Source organism: Bacteroides congonensis, assembly GCF_900130125.1.
GTDB lineage: Bacteria > Bacteroidota > Bacteroidia > Bacteroidales > Bacteroidaceae > Bacteroides > Bacteroides congonensis.
The window spans coordinates 516,405-540,834 of the sequence record NZ_FQXY01000008.1 but is presented as its reverse complement, the minus strand read 5'-3'; the positions used below and the strand labels follow the sequence as shown (position 1 = coordinate 540,834).

17 protein-coding genes and 3 riboswitches are annotated in these 24,430 nt (G+C 43.2%); of the genes, 11 read left to right on the top strand and 6 right to left on the bottom strand.

Features of this window, described 5'->3' with window-relative positions; translation table 11 throughout:
* Nucleotides 1-38: 38 nt before the first annotated feature.
* Complete coding sequence (locus BQ7997_RS05570; RefSeq protein ID WP_073344361.1) at nucleotides 39-1,703, top strand: putative transporter; 1,665 nt, start codon at nucleotides 39-41, stop codon at nucleotides 1,701-1,703.
* 104 nt (nucleotides 1,704-1,807) lie between these two features.
* On the opposite strand, the gene BQ7997_RS05565 is transcribed toward BQ7997_RS05570, so the two are convergent.
* Nucleotides 1,808-2,443: a cytidylate kinase-like family protein gene (locus BQ7997_RS05565; RefSeq protein ID WP_073344359.1), complete on the bottom strand. Its 636-nt coding sequence runs from the start codon at nucleotides 2,441-2,443 to the stop codon at nucleotides 1,808-1,810.
* A gap of 52 nt (nucleotides 2,444-2,495) precedes the next feature.
* Nucleotides 2,496-5,255: an outer membrane beta-barrel protein gene (locus BQ7997_RS05560; protein WP_073344357.1), complete on the bottom strand. Its 2,760-nt coding sequence runs from the start codon at nucleotides 5,253-5,255 to the stop codon at nucleotides 2,496-2,498.
* A 765-nt stretch (nucleotides 5,256-6,020) separates the two neighbouring features.
* Nucleotides 6,021-6,228: riboswitch (cobalamin riboswitch) on the top strand.
* Between the two features lie 163 nt (nucleotides 6,229-6,391).
* Between BQ7997_RS05560 and BQ7997_RS05550 the strand changes: the two genes are divergently transcribed.
* The 8 genes from BQ7997_RS05550 to BQ7997_RS05515 all read left to right on the top strand — a co-directional run bounded on the left by BQ7997_RS05550 (nucleotide 6,392) and on the right by BQ7997_RS05515 (nucleotide 17,364).
* Nucleotides 6,392-8,143: a PKD-like domain-containing protein gene (locus tag BQ7997_RS05550; protein ID WP_083589172.1), complete on the top strand. Its 1,752-nt coding sequence runs from the start codon at nucleotides 6,392-6,394 to the stop codon at nucleotides 8,141-8,143.
* Between the two features lie 45 nt (nucleotides 8,144-8,188).
* On the top strand, nucleotides 8,189-10,042 hold the full coding sequence (locus BQ7997_RS05545) for a hypothetical protein (RefSeq protein ID WP_073344353.1): 1,854 nt from the start codon (nucleotides 8,189-8,191) through the stop codon (nucleotides 10,040-10,042).
* 22 nt (nucleotides 10,043-10,064) lie between these two features.
* Nucleotides 10,065-11,186 (top strand): YncE family protein, encoded by a 1,122-nt coding sequence (locus tag BQ7997_RS05540; RefSeq protein ID WP_073344352.1) that lies wholly within the window; start codon nucleotides 10,065-10,067, stop codon nucleotides 11,184-11,186.
* Nucleotides 11,187-11,323: 137 nt separating this feature from the next.
* Nucleotides 11,324-12,397, top strand: coding sequence for a YncE family protein (locus BQ7997_RS05535; protein WP_073344350.1), 1,074 nt, complete (start codon nucleotides 11,324-11,326; stop codon nucleotides 12,395-12,397).
* Nucleotides 12,394-14,421 (top strand): TonB-dependent receptor plug domain-containing protein, encoded by a 2,028-nt coding sequence (locus BQ7997_RS05530; RefSeq protein ID WP_073344347.1) that lies wholly within the window; start codon nucleotides 12,394-12,396, stop codon nucleotides 14,419-14,421. Before BQ7997_RS05535 ends, BQ7997_RS05530 begins: the two co-directional genes overlap by 4 nt.
* A gap of 38 nt (nucleotides 14,422-14,459) precedes the next feature.
* The gene (locus tag BQ7997_RS05525; RefSeq protein ID WP_073344345.1) at nucleotides 14,460-15,599 is read left to right on the top strand and encodes an ABC transporter substrate-binding protein; all 1,140 of its coding nucleotides are present in this window, start codon (nucleotides 14,460-14,462) and stop codon (nucleotides 15,597-15,599) included.
* Nucleotides 15,596-16,612, top strand: coding sequence for a FecCD family ABC transporter permease (locus BQ7997_RS05520; RefSeq protein WP_073344342.1), 1,017 nt, complete (start codon nucleotides 15,596-15,598; stop codon nucleotides 16,610-16,612). Before BQ7997_RS05525 ends, BQ7997_RS05520 begins: the two co-directional genes overlap by 4 nt.
* Entirely contained in the window at nucleotides 16,609-17,364 is a 756-nt protein-coding gene (locus BQ7997_RS05515) for an ABC transporter ATP-binding protein (protein ID WP_073344340.1), read from the top strand. Before BQ7997_RS05520 ends, BQ7997_RS05515 begins: the two co-directional genes overlap by 4 nt.
* A 94-nt stretch (nucleotides 17,365-17,458) precedes the next feature.
* Here the strand turns inward: BQ7997_RS05515 and BQ7997_RS05510 are convergent, their stop codons facing one another.
* Together BQ7997_RS05510 and BQ7997_RS05505 are read right to left on the bottom strand one after the other, a co-directional pair.
* Complete coding sequence (locus BQ7997_RS05510) at nucleotides 17,459-18,772, bottom strand: DUF5074 domain-containing protein (protein WP_073344337.1); 1,314 nt, start codon at nucleotides 18,770-18,772, stop codon at nucleotides 17,459-17,461.
* Between the two features lie 33 nt (nucleotides 18,773-18,805).
* Nucleotides 18,806-19,822 carry a PKD domain-containing protein gene (locus BQ7997_RS05505; RefSeq protein WP_073344334.1) on the bottom strand — a complete coding sequence of 339 codons (1,017 nt, stop codon included), beginning with the start codon at nucleotides 19,820-19,822 and terminating at the stop codon, nucleotides 18,806-18,808.
* Between the two features lie 161 nt (nucleotides 19,823-19,983).
* Nucleotides 19,984-20,194, bottom strand: a riboswitch (cobalamin riboswitch).
* Nucleotides 20,195-20,246: 52 nt separating this feature from the next.
* Nucleotides 20,247-20,455, top strand: a riboswitch (cobalamin riboswitch).
* A gap of 309 nt (nucleotides 20,456-20,764) precedes the next feature.
* On the opposite strand from BQ7997_RS05505, the gene BQ7997_RS05500 reads away from it, so the two are divergent.
* A complete protein-coding gene (locus tag BQ7997_RS05500) occupies nucleotides 20,765-22,450 on the top strand; it encodes a putative transporter (RefSeq protein WP_073344820.1) in 1,686 nt (561 codons plus the stop codon).
* Between the two features lie 22 nt (nucleotides 22,451-22,472).
* On the opposite strand, the gene cobO is transcribed toward BQ7997_RS05500, so the two are convergent.
* Nucleotides 22,473-22,988 (bottom strand): cob(I)yrinic acid a,c-diamide adenosyltransferase, encoded by a 516-nt coding sequence (gene cobO, locus BQ7997_RS05495; RefSeq protein WP_073344331.1) that lies wholly within the window; start codon nucleotides 22,986-22,988, stop codon nucleotides 22,473-22,475.
* A gap of 60 nt (nucleotides 22,989-23,048) precedes the next feature.
* Between cobO and BQ7997_RS05490 the strand changes: the two genes are divergently transcribed.
* Nucleotides 23,049-23,621, top strand: coding sequence for a DUF2284 domain-containing protein (locus BQ7997_RS05490; protein WP_073344328.1), 573 nt, complete (start codon nucleotides 23,049-23,051; stop codon nucleotides 23,619-23,621).
* On the opposite strand, the gene BQ7997_RS05485 is transcribed toward BQ7997_RS05490, so the two are convergent.
* Nucleotides 23,591-24,298, bottom strand: coding sequence for a Dph6-related ATP pyrophosphatase (locus BQ7997_RS05485; RefSeq protein ID WP_073344325.1), 708 nt, complete (start codon nucleotides 24,296-24,298; stop codon nucleotides 23,591-23,593). The two genes, BQ7997_RS05490 and BQ7997_RS05485, sit on opposite strands and share 31 nt — an antisense overlap.
* Nucleotides 24,299-24,430 lie beyond the last annotated feature (132 nt).

Sequence of the window (24,430 nt, the reverse complement as noted above, 5' to 3'; positions counted from 1 at the left end):
ACCCGTTTTGAAAAAGACATTATAAAAACTGCTATATTATGGATTGGTTACAAAGTTTATTGTGGGACCCCAGTTCCGTGGCACATATCGTTTTCCTCTACGCTTTTGTAGTGGCAGCGGGCGTGTATCTCGGCAAGATAAAGATATTCGGAGTATCTTTGGGCGTCACATTTGTTTTGTTTGCCGGCATCCTGATGGGACATTTCGGCTTCACGGCCGATACACACATCCTACATTTCATCCGTGAGTTCGGATTGATTTTGTTCGTATTCTGTATCGGTCTTCAGGTGGGGCCGTCTTTCTTCTCTTCTTTCAAGAAGGGGGGGATGACATTGAACCTGTTGGCTGTAGGCATCGTAGTGTTAAATATTGCCGTTGCGCTGGGGCTTTACTTCCTGTGGAACGGTCGTGTAGAACTGCCGATGATGGTAGGTATCCTCTACGGAGCTGTGACGAACACTCCGGGACTCGGTGCCGCCAATGAGGCACTGAACCAGTTGAGCTACAACGGCCCGCAGATTGCGCTGGGTTATGCCTGCGCATATCCGCTCGGTGTGGTAGGTATCATCGGTTCTATCATCGCTATCCGCTACATCTTCCGTGTCAATATGACGAAGGAAGAAGAAAGCCTGAAAACGCAGAGCGGAGACGCACATTTAATGCCTCACATGTTGAGCCTTGAAGTGCGTAATGAGTCTATCAACGGAAAGACATTGTTGGAAGTTAAAAATTTCCTGGGACGCCAATTTGTCTGCTCCCGTATCCGTCACGAAGGTCACGTAAGTATTCCGAACCATGAAACCATTTTTAATGTAGGCGACCAGTTGTTTATCGTCTGCTCAGAAGATGACGCTGCCTCTATTACTGTATTTATAGGTAAAGAGGTGAACATAGACTGGGAAAAACAAGACCTTCCGATGGTTTCCCGCCGTATCCTGGTTACTAAACCGGAAATCAACGGAAAGACGTTGGGTTCTATGCACTTCCGCAGTATGTATGGTGTAAATGTAACTCGTATCAACCGTTCTGGTATGGACTTGTTTGCCGACCCGAATCTGATTCTTCAAGTGGGTGACCGCGTGATGGTGGTAGGTCAGCAAGATGCGGTGGAACGTGTGGCAGGTGTACTGGGTAATCAGTTGAAGCGTCTGGATACACCGAATATTGTGACTATCTTTGTTGGTATTTTCTTAGGTATCCTTTTGGGTAGTCTTCCTATTGCATTCCCCGGTATGCCGACTCCTTTGAAATTAGGATTGGCCGGTGGTCCGTTGGTAGTAGCTATTCTTATCGGACGTTTCGGTCATAAACTCCATCTGGTGACTTACACGACAATGAGTGCCAACTTGATGCTTCGTGAAATCGGTATTGTACTCTTCCTTGCCAGTGTCGGTATAGATGCCGGTGCCAACTTCGTGCAAACGGTTGTTGAAGGTGACGGACTATTGTACGTAGGTTGTGGTTTCCTTATCACGGTCATTCCGTTGCTTATTATTGGCGCTATCGCAAGGTTGTATTGCAAAGTCAACTACTTTACTCTGATGGGATTGATAGCCGGTAGTAACACCGACCCGCCCGCATTGGCCTATTCCAATCAAATAACATCAAGCGATGCCCCTGCGGTAGGATATTCTACCGTTTATCCATTATCCATGTTCCTCCGTATTCTGACGGGACAGATGATATTATTGACCATGATGTAAATCGAGCTTAGCATATAAGCAGTAAAGCCGGCTATATTCTTCTACAGAATTAAGCCGGCTTTATTCATTTTATATATCACTATTGTTTTGTACTGTCTATCGTCTTATAGTATCAGCTCCAATTTCTTCACCACAAACTCTTCCACAAACCGTACGGTTTCTTCCACTCCCAATGAAGAAGAGTCCACACACAAATGATAAGTAGCCGCTGCTCCCCACGTCTTATAACTATAATAATTATAATATTCCGAACGTCTCTTGTCCGCTTTTTCGAGAATCTCTTCCGCAGCTTCTTCATTCACTTGATGAATCTGGCATATCCTTCCGATACGGTCTTCTTTGGAAGCCGAGATAAAGACATTGGCACAACGCGGATGTTCGCGCAGGATATAATCCGCACAACGCCCCACAAACACACAGGACTTCTCTGCCGCCAAACGACGAATCACATCACTCTGCACCTTAAACAAAGCATCATTACTCAAACAATTCGTACATGGCATCGCCCCTTCACTGATAAACGGGAAACGCATACCGAACAATCCACCAATAATACCTTGTGAAGCTTTCTCGTCCGCTTTTTCAAAGAATTCCTTACACAGGCCGCTTTCTTCGGAAGCCAGATTAATCAGTTCTTTATCGTAGAAGTCGATTCCTAAACGAGCTGCCAACTTCTCTCCGATTTCTCTGCCGCCGCTACCCAATTGTCGACCGATGTTAATTACATAATTACCGCTCATAGTACATTTTGTTTTATGGTTTGGCAGCAAACATACGACTTTTTTCGAAAACTCACATCATCAGACGAAAGTTATATTTGAAAGTTACGATGAAATATCCTTTAATTTCCTGCGTACGATACTCATAAAAACCGTCAGAAGTAGCTGTACGCCCATAACTTTTCCTTTTACCCAAAATATCCGACCAATGAGCCGACAACTCTGCCTTCTTTTCCTTCAGAAACCGCCAGGTAGCAGTCGCATTCCACACAATCTCATTATCTTCGCCTTTCTTGATATTCGTACCGCTACGCAACAGATATGCCGCATCCGTGCGCAACTGCAAACCGAAAGGGAAATCCACATAACCGTCAAAACGGAAATTATAATAACGCGTATAGTTATCATTATCATTCAGAGAATTGAGCGAATACTGATAGTCCCAGGAAGTGGTAAGCTCAAGTCCGCCCCAGGTAGGCTGATAACCCGCCTGTACCTCACAGTTCAATCCGGTATCACGTGTCGTACTCTTCTCCGGCTGCACATTCCTGTCCTCGTTCACCATACTGACACGATTACTATACCTTCCCGCTGAATTCAGCTTTAAAGAGAAATGTCCCCAACGCTTCCACCAGTTCGCACTTCCATACGTATTCCAGTTACCGTTTATATTCACGGGATACGTCTCCCGTCCGCCGGTCTGGACATCATAAAGCATCACATGCGTCACACTGTTCTGCTCTGTCTGCCATCCCGCATTGGCCGAAATACCCTTCGAAGGATACTGAAAGTTCAAACGGATATTGTGAATAAACATCTGCTTCAAATCCGGATTTCCACGCGTGATATACAACGGATTACTATTATCTGTCAGCGGCATCAAATCCGACAGGGAAGGCTGCCGTGTCCTGCCGTCATAACTGAAGTTGATACGCATCTTCTCCTTCTTATGCCACCCTACCCAAAGCATAGGCTGATAGTCAATGATATTCATGGCCGTATCCCCATGAAGCGTCCCCACCTTCCGGTCGATGGTACGTCTTTGCGGAGTAACCGCCACCGACGCATTGAACATCCAGTTGTCATCTGAATAATTGAATCCCACATTCAGGTCGTGTCCATTGCTACGGCTATGGCTCCGGTTACTCAAACTATCCACATAGCCGGCCTCATAACCGGAAGGTAACTCACCGAAAACACCCGGATGCTCCAATAAAGACAACTCGTAAGTAGAGCGATTATCCCGTTCATACTGGGTATTCCAACTATATGCCGCCCTGAAATGCATCTTTTTACCGATAGGCTGAGTGAAGTTCACCCCTACCCGCCATGAATTATTCCGCTGAGGAGATTTCAGATATTGATTACGATAAAGCACCGAGTCATTTCCATTCTTATCTTTCAGTTTGAAATATGTAGTCTGCGACAGCGCAAAACTTTCATTATTGCCCCACGAATCCGAGTTCATAATATTCAAACCCAGAGTTGTTCCCTTCTCATTCAGACGTCGCATAATGCCCATTCCCCAATCATACCGAGTTGACTTTCCATCCGAAAGCGAGCGGTTCTCACTACGGTTCACCTTTATATTTTCAGGGATAGATTCAAAGTCTTCAAACAGGCGTTCATGGTTCACATCGGGCGGAGCGTCGAAGGAAGCGCTCTCGCTATTACTCACATTCTTATTGGGAGAGAATCCGAAATTCCCGTTGAAATGTATGCGCGTACGCTTATCTACTTCCCAGCTTCCCATAAAATTGGAATTTATCGACCGACCTTTAGAATATCCCTCATTGGCAGACCCAGAATACTGATTGCCGGTCTTTAGATACTGTTCCTGATACATGGAATTAATATTCCCGTTCCGATTGAGATTATAATTCACATTTCCGTTCAGCGTAAACTTCTTCCCGAATTTGTGTGTCATATTCATTCCGACGGAATTATTGATATTATCCTTGTATGTACTATTCTGATAACGATTCGTAGAACGTGCAATAAAAGAAAAATTCTGCCCGTCCTTGCTGAAATAATTCACCTGCCCTTCCAAATCCTTCTTCTTGTTGTTGCCATAGCCTACCGTCGCATTCGTTAGCCACGTCTTGTTCAGTTCCTCTTTGGTTTGCAGGTCGAGCACATACTTTTTTTCCCCGGAACTAATGCCCGTAAACTCTTCCTCTTTTGATTTCTTGTCGTACACCTTCAGCTTGCTAATCAAGTTTGCCGGCAAGTTTTCGAGCGCCGTCTTTTTATCTCCCGAGAAAAAAGACTCGCCGTTTACATTGATTTCGCTGATAGGCTGACCATTGTAAGTCAATGAATTATCTTTCTTATTATACTCCAGTCCCGGCACACGCTTCACCAAATCTTCCAGATAAGCCCCTTCGGGAGTCTTATAAGCAGCAGCGTTGATAACAGTCGTATCCCCTTCCATCACCACCTCCTTCAGTTTCCCCGTGATTGTCACTTCATCAATCCGGATATCCTCATCCTTCAACACCACCGTGCCGACATTCACCGATGCTGAATCACCCAGCACACGATACACCGACTGCATCCCCATAAAAGAAACCTTCATCAAATATTGCTTTTTCTTCTGCGACTGATAATTGAGAGTAAACCGACCATTTCGGTCGCTCGTCGCACCTTTCACAAACGAAGAGTCGTTCTTCTCCAAAACAACGATACTGGCAGAAGGCAAGGGCTGCTTCTTATTACCACCTGCTTCCATTGCCTGCACTTTTCCCCGAACAGTTCTCACCTGCTGGGCATATGAAAGTGTATGCACAGAAAGCAGCAGTAAAAGTGGTCCCACCAACTTACAAACATTCATATCATATAGTAGTTAAGTCCTAAATTCAATTTATTTCAAAAACCGGACAAAGTTAATAAAAGAGTCCCGAAATGTTATGATAAATCTGAAAAAAGAATGGTAGCATCCCTATATTAAAAAAAGAACAGTCTGATATCTGTTTCTTACGGAAATTCCACTCATCAACAGAATAATATGCAAATATAGGAAAGAATAGGAGCTACAAAGAATCAGAAAGAAACAGATATACACCTAAAACCATCAAATATAATAAAAAAAAAGAAAATACAAACATACATCATATCAAACGAACCATTTTGCACACATTTTATCAAATTTAAAATAGTAACAAAGCAGAAGTAACTAACATAAAAGAGCCTTATCCGACAGTAAAAACAAGCTCATTTTCATGCAACGAAACCTTCCTTTTAAGGCATCACCCCGTTCCTTTAAAAGAAACCCTGGTTTCCTTTAAAAGGAAACTCGTCATACTCACCGACCAAGCAATCATTTATAGCATTCAAAAATGTATGCTTATTCTTTCCATATACACTCTCTAGGAAATATTTCGCATATTTATACAGAAAGAAATACACTTTTCTTCCTAAAACAGTTTTTTTTCTTTCAGTTATCTGCAAGAATATCTTAAAAACAGAACATTTTTTACATTGTTACTATCTAAATATCTTTGGCATATATTAAATTGAAATAAAAAAAAACAGCAAACAAAAGACATTATATGTAAAAAAGATGCCTATCTTTGTCGTCACGAATTTGGTTCTTCTATGTATTACATTCCTTAGTGGATGTCACGATATAGAAGATTAAAAGGGAATACCGTGTGAATCGGTAACAGTATCCGCTGCTGTATTTTCCCGTACTGCTGTTGAAAAGCAGTACAGTTTGTAGTAAATTGTCACTGGGATTTTTCACTGGGAAGGCACTACAAATAAAGGGAATAAGTCAGAAGACCTACCTTTTTCGATTGAATTTTACTCCTGCGGCATACGGGAAGCAGTTCGAAGTTTTATTCTCAATAACACATATCTTGTGCGGTTGAGAAGACTCCTTTTATAACTACACTTGCCGGAGATATCTGCCGCTCCATGTAAAATTCATTATTACTCTTGATTATAACCTAATTAAAAAAGAGACTTATGATGAATGAATTTTGGAGAACAACCGCTAAGTTACTAATGCTATGCTGCATCGCCGCTCTTGCTTCTTGCGGAAATGACCGCGACCTCGGAGAAGACGAAGGAGTTATCACTCCGGGAGGAGATTCTAAGAATCCGCCGGTGATAACCTTTGACAATGGTACAGGGATTTATCCTGTAAAAATACTGAAAGAAATCACGATCACCCCTATTGTGAATAATGCCACCGACCCTGTATATACATGGAAGGACGAGAAAGGCAAGATTGTCAGTACAGACGCCTCATTCACTTATTCATCTCCGGCAGACGGAGAAAAGTATTTTACTTTCAGAGTAGACGCGAAAAACGGAAGTGCCCAGGAAGAACTCCGGATAGACGTTATGGACAAGATGATTCCGTCAGTATCGTTAATCCAGTATTATTCTACGTATGTAGGAGAAAGTGTCACTATCAAGTCAGCCGTAAACTTCACGGAAGGCAGCACCTATAAGTGGACGAATGAAGAAGGCGCTGTCATAGGTGATAAAGAAGAGTACACATTCGAGGCGACACAAGAAGGCTCGTTTAGTATAACTCTTACAGTAACGAATGAAGACGGATTCGGAAAAGCAACAACTGCCATACGGGTATCCCCCGAAAGAAAACTCAACATTACTTTTGAGAACGAACGCCAAACCGTACCTACAGGACGTACTGCCTGTGTAGCTCCTATTATTACGGACAACACAGAGAATACCACTTACGCATGGGAAGTGAACGGAAAACCGTATCTGGACGAAACAAAACCAACCTTTACTTTTACACCACCGGCACCGGGAGAATACAAAGTGAAAGTAACGGGAACAGACGGCGATGTTTCAGCAGAGGCTACACAAACCATAGAATGCCTGCAATCGGACGAAGCAGCCCGTTACCGTGCTCCGCAAGCCGGAAGTTCGAGCAGCAAAGTAACGGTATATAATCTTCTGCCCGCACCCGGACAGTTCGTACAGCAGATAAGCGGAAAGACGGAAGCAGAAGCATGCCGTTATGCCGAAACCCGGATGAACGAAATAGTCAGTTATGTCTCATTGGGAGCATGGGGTGGATACATCGTTGTAGGGTTCGACCATAGCGTTTATAATGCCAGCGCTAGCGACAACAGCCAATACGACTTCTCAATCATAGGCAATGCTTTCGACGGAAGTTCCGAGCCGGGGATAGTCTACGTGATGCAGGATGAAAACGGAAACGGACTGCCGGACGACACGTGGTACGAACTGAAAGGCAGCGAAACAGGCAAATCTACCACTTGGCAGAATTATTCCGTCACCTACTACCGCCCGCCGACCTACAATATGCCCGTACAGTGGATAGACAACCGTGGCAATACAGGAACTATAGACCTGAGACCGGCTTTCCCCGGTTGGCTGAATGGAAACTCTTATGAACTGCGCGGCACCCGGATTAAAGAAAGAACCTTCCTCAATAATGGAATCTGGAGAAACGAATCTTACGAATGGGGATATGCCGACAACTATGGAGAAGACTTCCTCTCCGACGGAGATAATCATGACGCCAATGCCATAGGAAACGGTTTCAAGATAAAGAATGCCATATATCCTGACGGAACTCCTGTCAATCTACGTTATATAGACTTCATAAAAGTACAGACAGGCGTCCAGTCGCAAGCGGGAGTTCTCGGTGAAGTATCTACCGAAGTTTACGGCTTCCGGGATATACAAATGGAAAAGGCTCCCGGGCAACTCTAAACTTATTTTTAGTACACAATTTTAATAACAATAAAGAATTTGATTATGACAAAGAACAAGACTTGGAAAATGCTTCTGACGATATTTTTCGTCGGGTTCCTGACAGCGTGCGGTGACGACGATGATAGCCCGTTTGCCGGTGTAGACAACAATATTCTTTCTTTCTCGCTGTCTCTTGGAGAAAACACATGGCAAGCCGCCATAGTAGACGATAAGATTATTCTGTCCGCCCCTCAGGGAACGGAGCTTAACGGTGCAACCGCACATTACACTATCAGCGAGCAGGCAAGTATCGCCCCCGACCCGGCAGGCATCAGCGCATGGAACGAAGAACAGCAACTGACGGTGACTTCCTATAACGGGACTTCACGCACTTACAAATATACGGTTCGCCATACTGACGTTAGTGAAGCCGCCAGTTTCGTTTTAAATTCACAAGCCGAAGTGGATGCGTTTGCCGAAAGTAATATTACCATAATAGAAGGTAGTATCTCCATCGCGACAACCCAAAATGCAGAAGACCCCGTCAAGAATCTGGACGGTCTGTCCGCACTGACAGAGGTACTGGACGATATCAATATCGGCGGATACTACCAAGGAAAAAACCTGAACGGTCTTGCCAATCTGAAAAAAGCAGGAAACCTGACTATCACTTCACTTGCCACCGGTAGCGAAACGATGCTGACAGACATCACCTTACCCTCATTGATTTCTGTTCGCAAGAATTTCATAATTAACGAGAGCAAATATTACAAAAAGATAGCTTTTCCCTATTTGGAAACCGTAAGCGGAATGTTCACAATCAATGCATCGGTCATGGAACAGTTGAATGTGAATTCCCTTAAGAAGGTAGATGGTGCTTTCACTATTAATGGAGGTGTCATGAACCAATTAGAGCTACCTGCATTGGAAGTAGTGAACAGTTCCCTTTATATCAAGGGGGATAAGAGTACGAATGAACTACTGACAATCAATTTACCCCTGTTAACCACGTGTGCCTTTCTCAAAATAGAGAATGCCGTTAAGTTGGAAAACCTGAATGTTCCGGTATTGAAGAATCTAACCACAGGATTGACTCTAAGCGGATGTAGTGTTTTTAGTGATGAAAGTCTCAAAAACACCCTCAACAATATTGAGAGCATCGCAGGCACATTAGCACTCAGTGGCACCGGAGTTTTCAATTTAAACCTGCAAGGGAAAAAGGTGGGGAAAGTACAGATAGGAGCCGGTGACTCAACAAAAGAATTTATCATAACGGGAGATGAGCCCTTCGGCAGTATTTCTTTTACGTCGACGAATATGAATCCACCCACACTGAAAGGATTTACGACTGTGGAAGATTATAATTTAGGAACCAATATAGAAAGAAATTTAATCATTAAAGATATAAAACGTATCAATGGAAATCTAACAGTATCATACCCTTCAGCGGGAATAGCTAACAGTGTATTACATGATATTCATTTACCGGATTTGGAATATGTGGGAGGAAATATCAGTATCTCTGCTCTAAATGCAGATGTACCGACAGATCCTTTCGAAGCTCCTGAACTCAAAGAAATAGGAGGTAACTTAACACTTTATGTTCATAACAGCCAAGAAGATTTTTCATTTCTCCAAATGAAAAATCTTGAAACGATTGGTGGGCAATTTAGTATGCAGCCAAAGACCAGTTCTTCAATAGCGAAGTTGGATATCAAAGAGATTTTCCCCTATCTTAAACATTTAGGTAAAGTACGCATTTGGAATTTTAAGAGTCTATATGACTTTAGTTCATTCCACGACTTTATAAAGGAAGGAATAACAACTGGTTGGCAAGTATATAACTGTGGTCTTGGCGGCTACAAGCCTAGTTTACAAGAGATGAAAGATTCACCGACTGGTGATTTCACTAAATAATAATCATTAAATAATTCACAAAATGAAAAAGAATTTTCTTTTTTATGCAGCCTGTGCATTGACATTCGTGCTGGGCAGTTGTAGTGATGAAATGTTCGACAATGCCGGACAAGTAAATGAACCTTCTTCACAAAACACACGTGCAGTAGGCGATGCCAATTGGTCTAAGGCATACGTATTATGCGAAGGCACTTGGAAACAGGAACCACCCTCTTTACCGGGAAGACTTATTACGTATGACAATAACTGGATAGGAACTGACACATTAGAAGTCGGAGATACAGGCAATGATCTCATTCAATATGGTTCTAAATTATATTGTGCCGTCAGCGGTCATGACTTAACAGCTGACAATGGAGGAATCTGGGTGCTCAATGCCGCCACAGGAGTACCATGTACGACCGCTATGAAACAATATGACGATCCGAAGAATGGTCATAAAGCCATGCCGCGCCGTCTTGCCGCTTATGGTGGGGAAGTATATGTCAGTCTTTATTCTGGAGCTGTAATGGTTATTGATACCATTGATTTTGAAATGAAAAATGCTGTTCCATTAAATGCAACCTATTCCGAAGGAATTTGCGTTGCCAACAACACAGTGTATGTTTGTAATTCGGGTAATACGGGAGACTCGTATGCCGGACAAGGAACCACAATCTCAAGACTCACAACAGATCTTGAAATATTAGAGCCTATAACTGTTCCTACTAACCCGAAATTGATTGCACAAGCTCCGAACGGAACTCTCTATTTCAATTCTTTGGGCAACTATACAACAGAGAAATCTGCATTGTACAAATTGGAAGGAGAAGGCTATTCTCATGTAGCAAATTTGGCAGACGCATTTAAAATAGGTGATAACGCTATTTATACTACATACGTAGATTGGTATGACCCGAACTATGAAATGCCGACTACTTTACAAAAAGTGTCATTCAGTGGAACAGTTACACCATTTACTACAGATATTCCTGACCTGATGCTTGGTTATAGTGTTTCTGTGAACCCATTCAACGGAGATGTTTGTTTCGGACAGAGCGGACAAAATCTATATGTTTACGAGTCTGACGGAACGCCTATACGCGTAGAGAATCCTATAGAGACTGGCACAGCCAATGTCAACACTGTATTGTTCATCAAATAATATCTTTGTATTACCAAAGATAATATAATATACTCATTCACCTTCTTCGCGAAACTTCCTCACGGAGAAGGTGAATCTTCTTATTTTTCCTACTTTTGTCACTCAAATAAAAATATCATGTTGATAAAAGCAACTGCATGAAAAAAAAGACTCAAATAATAATTCCCATACTGCTTTTGTTCCTTGCCGTAGCGTCGTGCATGGACTATGATCCATTCGATAAAAAAGCATTTAAAGTATCCGGAAACGGATTGTTTATCACTAATGAAGGCAATTTCCAATATGGTAATGCTAGCCTTTCCTATTATGATACTGAAAAAAAAGAAGTAGAAAATGATATATTCTTCCGCTCTAATGGAAGAAAGTTGGGCGATGTGGCACAATCCATGACTATTCACAATGATAAAGGCTATGTAGTGGTCAATAATTCGGGAGTAGTGTATGTCATTGATTTAGAAACCTTCGAAATTCAGGGAGGTATCAAAAACCTGACTTCCCCCCGCTATATACATTTTGTGAGTGACACGAAGGCATACATCACTGACTTGTATGCCCCGCTTATCACCATCTTCAATCCTCAAACCCTGCAGAAAACCGGATCTATTGATACGAAAGGACATAAGTCGACAGAACAAATGGTACAATACGGAAAGTATGTGTTTATCAACTGTTGGTCTTATGATAACAAGATTTTGGTGATAGATACGGAAACGGATGAAATGGTAGATGAAATCACCGTAGGCGTACAGCCAACCTCACTAGCACTCGACAAATATGGCAAAATATGGACTGTAACCGATGGAGGATATGAAGGAAGTCCTTATGGTTACGAAGCACCGGCACTTTACCGGATAGATGCCGCCACCCGAACCATAGAAAAGACTTTTTCATTCAAAAAAGGAGAAAGAGCTTCGGAAGTAGTACTCAACGGTGACAGGGATACACTTTACTTTATCAACGAAGATATTTGGCGGATGGACGTCACAGCTACCCGTGTTCCGGTACGTCCGTTCCTGAAATCACCGAATAAAAACAGTATTTACTACGGTCTGACAGTAGACCCTTATACTTCGGAAGTATACGTGGCGGATGCCATAGACTATGTGCAATCCGGGGTTATCTACCGCTTCACGCCTGATGCAGTGCCGGTAGATACTTTCAAAGTCGGCATCATTCCCGGAGCTTTCTGTTTCAAATACAATCGCCAATGAATATACAGACTAAAATAAAAATAGCTATGGTAGTCCTGCTTTGCTGCACCTTTTCCGTACAGGGACAGGACAACAATGTAGCATGGCAACTACGGCTGGATACTGTGACTATCATGGGAAAGCGCCCGTTCCGGGACATCGGAACGACCAAAACCGTGCTCGACACGCTTATCTTACGTGAAAGCATCACTAACAGCCTGGCAGATGTCCTTTCTCAAAGCACCTCTATCTTCATAAAAAGCTACGGCAGGGGCACCATGTCTACCGCCTCCTTCAGAGGAACTTCACCCTCACACACGCAAGTACTCTGGAACGGCATGAATATCAACTCACCCATGCTGGGACAAGTGGATTTTTCACTGATTCCCTCCTACTTTGTCGACGACATGAGCCTGTGGCATGGGGCAAGTTCGGTCAACGTGAGCGGTAGCGGACTGGGTGGTGCCATCACACTGGGCACAAGCGCAGAGAATCTAAAAGGGTTCGACCTCAAGTTCATACAAGGCATCAGCAGCTACCGTACTTTCGACGACTTTCTCCATTTTCGCTATGGAGGTGAGAAATGGCAGAGTTCCACCCGCCTGTATCTCGCGGATTCTAAAAATGACTTCAAATACATCAACTACGATAAAGCGCAGATTAATGACGATGGCAGCTATAACCCGGAATATGAAAAGACCCGTAACAAAAACTGCCAGTACCGGGACTTTCACTTGCTCCAGGAAATCTATTATGACCGCAAAGACGGCAACAAGTTCTCCTTCACCGCCTGGTTCATGGATTCCGACCGCGGGATACCGGTACTTACCACCGACCAACGGGATGACAACGATTATCAAACCCGGCAGAAAGAAACGACTCTCCGCACAGTAGGAGGTTGGGATAAAAATGCTGAGAAGCTAAAAGTATCCGGTAAACTGGGATATACCTATACCCATATGCAATATACATTTGACGCACGAGTATTAGAGCAAATGAACCGGATGCAGAATGCAAGCAGTTACATTTACTCCGGATTCATGTCGGGGAATGCCGAATATATCCCGTCGGAAAAATGGATGATTGGAGGAAACATAAGCGGCACATACAACTATGCCGACACTTGGGAATATGCAGATAAGGAGGGATACAGAGAGGGGCGACCGGAAATCTCCGCACTTGCTACCGTCCGATACCGCCCTTGTCCGCGCGTAGGACTGGCAGTAGACTTGCGTGAAATATATTATGATAAGTTCACTCCGCTCATACCTGCCGCTTTTCTGGATGTAACCCTCTGGCCACGCTACGGAGTGATGTTTAAAGCATCCATCGCCCGCAATTACCGTTACCCTACCTTAAACGATCTTTATTTCAAGCCGGGAGGAAACCCTGAACTTTTGTCGGAAAGCGGATTTACATACGATACGGGTATCGAGTTTACCCTGAAATCCACCGACCGTTTCACCCTGAAAGGAGAAGTGACAGCCTTCGACTCGCACATTAACGACTGGATTCTTTGGGTTCCTACCCAAAAAGGCTATTGGACTCCCCGCAATGTAAAAGAAGTACACAGCTACGGCATTGAAGTAAAAGGAAAAGCCTCGCTAAGGCTGAGAGACTGGACAATCTGGCTGGATGCCAACTGGAATCATACCAAAGCGATCAATAAAGGCGAACCGGTAAGCCCGGAAGATATATCCGTCGGAAAACAATTGGTTTATATCCCTGAATATTCATCCGCTGTAATGGCACAAGTAAGTTGGAAAAACTTTTTCTTGATTTATAAATACAATTATTACAGTGAACGCTTCACAACATCGAGTAACGAAATGTACACGACACGGGATAGGTTGACTTCATACTATATGAATGATGTTTCGCTGGAGAAACGGTTCAACTGGAAGAACACTGCATTGGGCATTAAATTCTCCGTATATAATTTGTTCAACGAAGAATATGTATCTGTGCTCAGCCGGCCGATGCCCCGAAGAAATTATGGTTTTACAATCAGCATCAATCCCCGATGGGGAAAAAAAGACTCATAAAAACAAATAGAAAGTATTCATGAATTAAGAACTAAAATATGAAAGCAAAAACTTCAATATCAGTATTTACGTTACTTTGTATCTTCTTTCTGACAAGTTGCATATCAAAGAAAAAGACTTCGTTGGAAGCCTTCAACCAAGATATATACACCCCGGAATATGCTTCCGGTTTCAAAATAGTAGGAGCTGAAAACACAGCCAGCACCCTCATACAGGTCTTCAACCCGTGGCAGGGAGCTGAAAACGTAGAAATGTCCTATTTCATTTCGCGTGACGGCGAACAGGCACCCGCCGGATTTAACGGCCCTGTCATTCCTGCCGGAGCAAAAAATATAGTATGCATGTCTTCTTCCTATATTGCCATGCTTGACGCATTGGGACAGGTAGACCGGATTGTCGGAGTATCAGGCATAAACTATGTATCAAATCCTTATGTGCAGGAACATAAGGATATAATCAAGGACATGGGGCCTGAAATGAATTACGAACTCCTACTGGGGCTGAAACCGGATGTTGTCCTGCTGTATGGTATCGGAGATGCACAGACTGCCGTAACGGATAAATTAAAAGAGTTATCCATACCCTATATATATATGGGAGAATACCTGGAAGAATCTCCATTGGGAAAAGCGGAATGGTTAGTCGCATTATCCGAACTAACAGACAGCCGGGAAAAAGGAATCGAAATTTTCCGGGAAATACCCAAACGCTATCTTGCCTTGAAAGCGCTCACAGAATCTTCGGAGAAACGTCCTACCGTAATGTTCAACACTCCGTGGAACGATAGTTGGGTAATGCCATCCACCAAAAGCTACATGGCGCAACTGGTGAATGACGCCGGTGCAGACTATATATATAAGGAAAACACGTCCAACAGTTCCGCCCCCATCGGACTGGAAACGGCTTACGCACTGATACAAAAAGCCGACTACTGGATTAATGTCGGTTCAGCTTCTACGTTGGATGAACTAAAAACAATCAATCCTAAATTTGCCGATGCAAAAGCGGTTCGTGAAAAGACTGCCTATAATAATAATTTGCGCCTGACAGCTACCGGCGGTAATGATTACTGGGAGTCAGCAGTCGTGCGCCCCGATATCGTGCTACGCGACTTGATTCATATTTTTCACCCGGAACTTGTTTCCGATTCACCCTATTATTACCGACATTTGGAATGAAACAATCCCGCAAACATACCATTTTCTTATTCAGCATACTAGGAGTAACAGCCATACTATTGTTACTGATAGACATGGCTACGGGAGATACCTTTATCCCAATCGCTAAAGTCTGGGCAGTGCTCACCGGCGGCGAATGTGATGAGATGACACGTAATATCCTCTTTTCCATCCGGTTTGTCCGGGTGGTAGTCGCATCATTGATAGGTATAGCACTTTCCGTTAGTGGCTTACAGATGCAAACCGTTTTTCAGAATCCATTGGCTGACCCTTATTTGTTAGGAGTTAGTTCCGGTGCCGGTTTGGGAGTAGCATTGTTCATCTTGGGAGCTCCCTTACTTGGTTGGTCTGATTTCCCCATGCTTCAGTCGATGGGTATTGTGGGTTCCGGCTGGATAGGCACTGCTGTCATCCTGTTGGGAGTAGCCATCATCAGCCGAAAAGTGAAAAATATTCTGGGTGTCCTGATTATGGGGGTAATGATTGGCTATGTGGCAGGTGCCATTATTCAGATACTGCAATACTTAAGTTCTGCCGAACAACTGAAAATGTTCACGTTATGGTCAATGGGGTCACTTAGCCACATCACAACCGGGCAATTATGGCTCATGATACCCATAGTATGTATCGGATTGTTTATTTCAATAGCTTGTATCAAACCATTGAATCTATTATTGCTTGGTGAAAACTACGCACGCAGCATGGGAATGAATATAAAACGCTCGCGTACCCTTATCTTTATCTCCACTGCTCTATTGACAGGAACCGTCACAGCTTTCTGTGGCCCGGTAGGATTTATCGGGCTCGCTGTGCCGCATATCACCCGACTACTATTTAATAACGCCGACCACCGGATATTAGTGCCCGGCACGATGCTGACAGGACTTATCAGTATGTTACTTTGTGATATCATTGCAAAGAAATTCACATTGCCGGTCAATTGTATCACTGCCCTACTGGGAGTCCCCGTTATTTTATGGGTAATAGCTAAAAACTTGCGGATAATAAAATGATTCAAATCAAAGAACTAACTCTAGGATACAGCCAACGCATATTGTTGGATAAAGTCTCTGCCCAAGTGACTAATGGTCAGCTCGTCGCGTTATTGGGACGCAACGGAACTGGTAAAAGTACATTACTCCGGGCCATGATGGGACTTGAAAAGCCCCGGTCAGGTGAAATCAGACTCCAGAATAAGAATATAGTTTCGCTGAAACCGGAAAAACTTGCTCGAAACATCAGTTTCGTTACTACCGACAAGGTACGTATCGCAAACCTGCGTTGTGAAGATGTCGTCGCACTGGGACGGGCGCCATATACGAACTGGATAGGTCAGTTGCAAACGGAAGATAAAGAACGGGTAGACGAAGCTATGAGATTGGTAGGCATGTCCGGCTACGCAGACAAAACAATGGATAAAATGTCCGATGGTGAATGTCAGCGTATCATGATAGCCCGTGCATTGGCACAAGACACTCCTGTCATCCTGCTTGACGAACCGACTGCTTTTCTGGATCTACCCAACCGTTACGAACTCTGCCTGCTCCTTAAAAGACTGGCACAGCAGGAAGGTAAATGCATCATTTTTTCCACACATGATTTGGATATTGCCTTGTCTCTCTGTGATTTTATCATGCTGATAGATAATCCGCAATTATATGGCTTACCCACTCCACAAATGGTAGCTAGCGGACATATCGAGAGATTATTCAGGAATGAGTCAATCACATTTGACGCACAGGAGATGAGGGTACGGATAAAATAGATTATCAAATAAAAAGAAACCTGTCGGCTTACTTTACATAAATCAACAGGTTTCTTTCCTATATCCAATAATATCTTATACTATATACTTACCTTTATTCAAAGTTATGAGTGAAGTACACTCCTGCCGGAAAACTATTTTTATTCTTATAATCATGTAGCAAAGCCGGTGTCTTTGAAAAATTAAAGATTGCTATATCGTTTATCTTATAGCTTTGTCCAAAGCCTTTTATGGTAGCCAAATATACGTCTCCAGTTACCGGATTCACTCCCAAACTATTGTAGTAAGTTCCGGCATCCGGAAGAAGTTCGCGGATATTAGCCACTGTTTCTGTTTTATTTTCTAAGAAAATATGGCGATACAAATTAGAAGTTCCTTCACAAAAGTACAGTGTATCTTGTTTTGCTGAAAAAGCAGGTGCCGACCCCCAATTATTACTAATACTCTTTTCTAAGTCATGAGTTTCCATAATCGAATAATCGGAAGGATTTATCTTCATAATTTGACTCGGACTTGTACACGAAGCCCATAAATTACCATCATAAGCCTTTGCCAAACCGGATAAAGAACCGGATACGGGAATCGTTTCTATGATAGCTTTATTTTGCACTACATTAATATTCTTTCCATTTATAGCAAATACTTTGTTATCAATGACTACCATATGATTTTTGGCTACCCCTTTGCTATTTTCCACATCAACTACTTCATTAGTAGAAGTGTTGAACACATGCAATCCACCGCTATTGCGCATATAAATTTCATTTCCAACAACTGCCAAATGAGTAGGTTGGGATATACCCAGTTCATCATTGTAGACTTTTTCTTTCTCTAAAGTCTTAGCGTCAGCAATCACCAGTTTACCTTCACCCCCATTTCCGATACCATTTTGAGCCAGAATATAAATCTTATTATCAACAATGAATAAGTCCTGGCATACATTGCCCAATAGAGTACCGTTAACACGGTAATAAGCACTATCTATCATCGCGCCCTTTGAGTCTACAAATACCAACGTACCTGTTTCATCACTCATATTACCTTCATTCAGAATAAAAGTACCCTCACCAAATCTTCCATAAACTTTCGCCACCATCTCCGACTGCACTTTTTCTCCTGTTGCATCAGTTACAGTCAATCCGACTGTATAATCACCTGTTTTAGGTTGAGAAAATTTATATGCAGAAGCAGTAGACACTTCTTTTCCGTTTATAGTCCAACTATAACTTGCGTTTCCCATTCCGCTCTCGATATTCGCTTTCAGATATAATGTATCAAGCTGGGCCACTGAATTATCCACAGACTCATTGATAATTGATACAACCGGTTTTGTAATATTGTCATCGTCATTACAAGAGATAAAACCCACACTTAGCATAACTGCTACTAATACCAAATACTTTTTCATTCTTATTACCTATTAGTTTTAAATTAGAATTATTTATTTCTTCAATAAATGCAAATCTTCTACTCCACCTACCTCAGTGGAAGTATCTCCAATCGCTCCACATGTTTGCAATACTCCAGTATAGACTTTCACAAAGTCAATTCCGGGCAAACTAACCGGTTCACCCTCTTCATCCACTGCCCAATCTATATCAAACGTACTTCCTTCTTCCGTATTCAACCGATTATCAGCATATCCCCAATCATAAGCATAAAGTACCCAATAACTGCCTTTACCATGAATTAGCCCTTCATCTACTGCATTATCAGGTAATAAAGTACCTTCAAAGACAAGCGTTTCTCCTTCTATCCATTGAGGAAAGTAGCTATTATTTTTGTGGTAACTGTTCTTCGCTATATATCCACTATTTCCCTGATTATCTTCCCAACGAACATATTCCGGGTCAATGATTTCACTTCCTTCCGCTGTTTCCGGTGGAGTCTTGTTTTCATCTGGACGGAAATAAGTAACCTTGTATTTTTTTAAAGTTGTTTCCTTGGAATATTCACTGCCAGCCAGTTCGTACCATTCATCTTCATCCGGCTTTCCATTTTTATTTTTATCATATGCCACCATAACAATACCGGGTTCACAACTTCCCCCATCCCGAGGTGGATTAGGATTGGGATTATCATTCGAATAAAAAGCATTACCCAATATACGGAAATCACGCTGTCCCGATACATTTTCAATCGTGTGGTCAAAGCCAACTACAATATATCCTCCAAAGCTTCCTAATGAAACCAATCCTTTTTTATTATATCCAATAGCATCCAAGGCTTTCTGATTCATCGTTTCCTGTGTATCTCCTTCATCCCATCCAGGTATCGAATTGGTAAACTGCCCCGGTGCGGGACAAAAATCCACTACTTTAGTCACATAAGGAGAATATGTATCCGAAGGATCCGGAATATCACCTCCTCTGTCATTACCGGAACAAGCAGTCATCGCCAGTCCACCCACTACAGCCCATAAAAAAGCTGACAAAAATTTCACATTCTTTCTTTTCATTTTGCTCGTTTTTATACTCTATTTGATTTATTAAAAAACAAGATACCATATGCTTACACAGCATACAATGTCACAGAGATAGCATCAAAACCACCTCTATTTTTTGTCCTAATGTCTAAAGATTACTAAGTTGCATTTTTGAAATCTTACTCCCGGAAAATCTCAAAAACTCCATTTTGGCAGGTCTTCTGACTTACTCCATTTTCCCGACGCCCTTCCCATCTCTCCAAATCGAGACAGTGGATTGAGTATTGTCAGGAAAACTTTAGCGGAGCTTACAGCAGCGGGTCTGTTCAGGACTTACACCTGATTCCCTTTTCACCACTCCTTCCGTAGCATCGGAAGGGTGACACCAAAATTTCCGGGCGCAAAGGTACATATAAAATAAATACATGCCAAATAATTGGTTTATTCATAAATTCACTATCTTTGTCCACGAATTGGTTTCAGATGGACACATCAACTGTCTGAATTAAAAGGGAATCGGGTGTAAATCCCGGACAGTCCCGCTGCTGTGAAGCTCCATTCAACTTCTTGATAGTTACTATTGCCACTGGCCGTTTTTTACAAAAAGGTTGGGAAGGCATCAAGAAGGGAGTCAGTCAGAAGACCTGCCATTTTATTGTCTTAATAGCTGTTTTTACTCGTGGGATAGGAAAGCGGCAGACTAAAAATAATTGCTAATATGGAAATGCAAATTAGAAATCGCATTGCTGATATTGTTATAATCAGCAAGGATAGAGACTATGTATGGCTCAATATTGATGAGCAAACCTTCTCACGTAAATATCGTGAAAGATACGACAAGAGAATAAATTCTCTCTAGCTAAAATATCAAAAGACGGCATCAGCCCGTCATGCTCAATGTGTGCGTATCCCCGCAGAAGTGATTTCTCCGGGGATACTTTTAACACTACAAAATATCATAATATTATAATCAAAATGGAAGTTCTAAGAAATTTGTTCGAAGGGTACCCCAACCTTTGGGGTGGCGGAGTGGCACACTCCGTGCTGATTCTGTCGCTTACCATAGCGTTCGGAATCATCCTGGCTAAAATCAAAGTGCGGGGAGTATCGTTGGGAGTCACCTGGATACTCTTTGTAGGAATCGTGTTCGGTCATTTCAACATGAATCTGGACGAACATCTGCTCCACTTTCTTAAAGAATTCGGATTGATTCTGTTTGTTTACTCAATCGGTCTGCAAGTAGGGCCGGGATTCTTCTCGGCATTCAAGAAAGGTGGTTTCACGCTGAATATGCTGGCGGTACTGGTGGTGGTACTGGGCGTGGGAATCACCATTATCCTGCATTATACCACCGGAACTCCGATTACCACGATGGTGGGTATCTTGTCGGGCGCCGTCACCAATACACCCGGACTGGGTGCCGCGCAACAGGCCAACAGTGACCTGAACGGTATAGATGCCCCAGAGATTGCCTTGGGATATGCGGTCAGCTATCCGCTGGGTGTGGTGGGTATCATTCTTTCATTGCTCGCCCTGAAGTATCTTTTGCGTATCAACACTGCGCAGGAAGAGAAAGAGGCGGAAATCGGTCTGGGACATTTGCAGGAACTGACCGTACGTCCTGTCTCTATCGAGGTGAGAAACGAATCGGTGGACGGCATCAAGATTAAGGATTTGGGGCCATTACTGAACCGCAAGTTTGTTATCTCACGCATCAAGCACCGCGAGGGTGGCGAGACTGAACTGGTTAACTCTGAAACAATCATACATGTGGGAGATATTATATTGGTTATCTCCACTCCGATTGACGTGGAAGCGATTACTGTCTTCTTCGGCAAGGAGACTCAGATGGAGTGGGCAGAACTGAACAAGCAGCTCATCTCACGCCGTATCCTGATTACGAAACCGGAACTGAACGGTAAGACGCTCCCCCAACTGAAAATACGAAATAACTTCGGCGCAAGCATTACCCGTGTCAACCGTTCGGGTGTGGACTTGGTGGCTACTCCGCAATTACAGTTGCAAATGGGCGACCGTGTCACAATCGTCGGGACGGAGCTTGCCGTTGCGCATGCCGAGAAGGTGCTTGGCAACTCGATGAAGCGTCTGAATCATCCGAATCTGATTCCTATCTTTATCGGTATCGCCCTGGGTTGTATCCTGGGTAGTATTCCTTTTGCATTCCCCGGAATACCGCAGCCGGTGAAGTTGGGACTGGCGGGCGGTCCGCTTATCGTCTCTATCCTTATCAGCCGCTTCGGTCCAAAATACAAACTAATTACTTACACGACGATGAGTGCCAATCTGATGTTGCGCGAAATCGGTATTTCCATCTTCCTCGCCTGTGTAGGCTTGGGGGCAGGCGAAGGTTTCGTGGAGACGGTCATTCATGGCGGCGGATATGTATGGGTAGGCTACGGAGTCATTATCACAATTCTACCTCTCCTGATTGTGGGATTGATAGGACGGTATTATTGCAAGCTGAATTATTTCACGCTAATCGGTGTTTTGGCAGGTTCTACGACCAACCCGCCGGCACTGGCTTACTCGAATGACCTGACGTCTTGTGACGCGCCTGCGGTGGGTTATGCCACAGTGTATCCGCTCACGATGTTTCTGCGGGTGTTGACGGCGCAGTTGTTGATTTTGTCGCTTGGATAGGAAAATACAGGTGATGGAAGAATCAACGGTCTATTCCATCCCGTGATAATACGCCTTGTGTATAGTAGTGCTTTATTTCACGCATTTCCGTCACGAGGTCTGCCACATCAATAAGCTCTTGTGGAGCATAGCGTCCGGTAACGACAAGTTCTGTTTCCGGACGTTTGTTATTCAAAAGTTGCAAGATGTCGTCAAGTTCCAGCAATCCTAAATAAAGGGCGATGGTCAATTCGTCCAGAATCACAACGTCATATGTCTGGGACGAGAGTATCTCCCGGCATCTCAACACTCCTTCGTGCGCCGCACGCCTGTCTTCTTCCGCAGCTTCACGAGTCAGCATACAGCCGTTGCCGAACTGTTCTATCGTGACTTTATCGAACTTTTCCGTTATGCGGGTTTCGTTGTATTTCATACTTTTAACAAACTGTCCGATAAATACGCTTTTACCTGCACAAAGAGCGCGGACTGCAAGGCCGAATGCCGCAGTTGTCTTTCCTTTTCCGTCTCCTGTATAAATATGAATGTATCCTTTTTCCATTCTGATTTCCTTCTGGCTGATTAGTTACAATAGTACAAAAATAATCTATATCTTTGTGATATGAAAGCAGGAGAAGATTATATTGCCGAAGACTTTACGACTACCATCCCCGTTACCGAATATATGAAGCATTACCGGGATGCGGAGAAGTTTATCGGTTTTTGCAAGCAATGTACACGGTATAACACGTATTGGGCATGCCCGCCTTTTTCTTTCAATGTAGATGAGTATCTGTCGCAATACAGTACGGCTTTCCTCATCGGAACTAAGCTCACACCTCTACACCCCGAAAAGATTACGGATGATATTTCTTTCGGCAAGAAAATGATGGAAACGGAGCGGATACGGACAGATGCATTATTATTGGACATGGAAAAGTCTCATAAGGGGCGTGCATTCTTTCCCGGCTCTTGTCTGCTCTGTCCGTCGTGTACTCGCGCGGAAGGCAAGCCTTGTATACACCCAGAAAAGGTTCGTCCGTCACTGGAAGCCTGCGGGTTCGACATCGGAAAAACTGCTTCCGAATTATTACACATAGAGCTTAAATGGGGAGAACACGGCAAAATGCCGGAATATCTGTTATTGGTAAGTGGCTTATTCTGTCATTCTTCCTTCAAATCGGCAAACCAGTAGGTATAGGTTTTAATTGTGCCATCATCGAGATGAATATCGTAGCTTTGTGAAAAAGGTTTCCCTAAACTATACGGAACGGGAAAATGAAAAATCGGTCCGTCATAACAAAAGGTATGGTATTCACCGTTTTCTCCATTAGGGTCGGTTTCTGCGGGAAGTGATGCCATGAAATCACAGTTTATGAGTTTTCCAATAGCGGCAGCACCCAGTCCATCATCCATTGTAGTGACTACGACGGTTTCTAGTCCGGATGACAGAAAATCTTCCATCACCTGCTCCGAAGTTTTTCCCCACAAAGGTTCTACTACTTCGATGCCATGAGGTATAAGTTGTTGTTCACGATATTGCCGTACGTCATGCAGGAATATATCTCCGAAGATGAAATGCGTTACACCTAATGCTTTGAAATGCTGTACCGCTTGGGACATAGCCGATGAATAGTCCTCCATATTACCCTTCGGTGTCAAATCAACAATATAAAGAGGAATACCGATGCTTGCAGCCTGCGCTTCGAGCAATGACAACGGAATACCGTGCATCGTAGAACGGTGCGTATCACGATTTACGGTTGTCAGCAACGCGACTATTTCATAACATCCTGCTTCCATAGCTCGCAGCAGGGCATGGGCAGAGTCCTTTCCTCCACTCCAGTTAAAGACGGCTTTTACTTTAGTCATGGTATTTTCTAGTGTATGGCTTCGATATCGGGTTTGTGGTGCAAAGATATTACTTATTTTAATCTCATTACTATACTATGTGACGAAAGTTAAACAGTAAAAATTATAGTGACGCTATCCTTATCATATAGT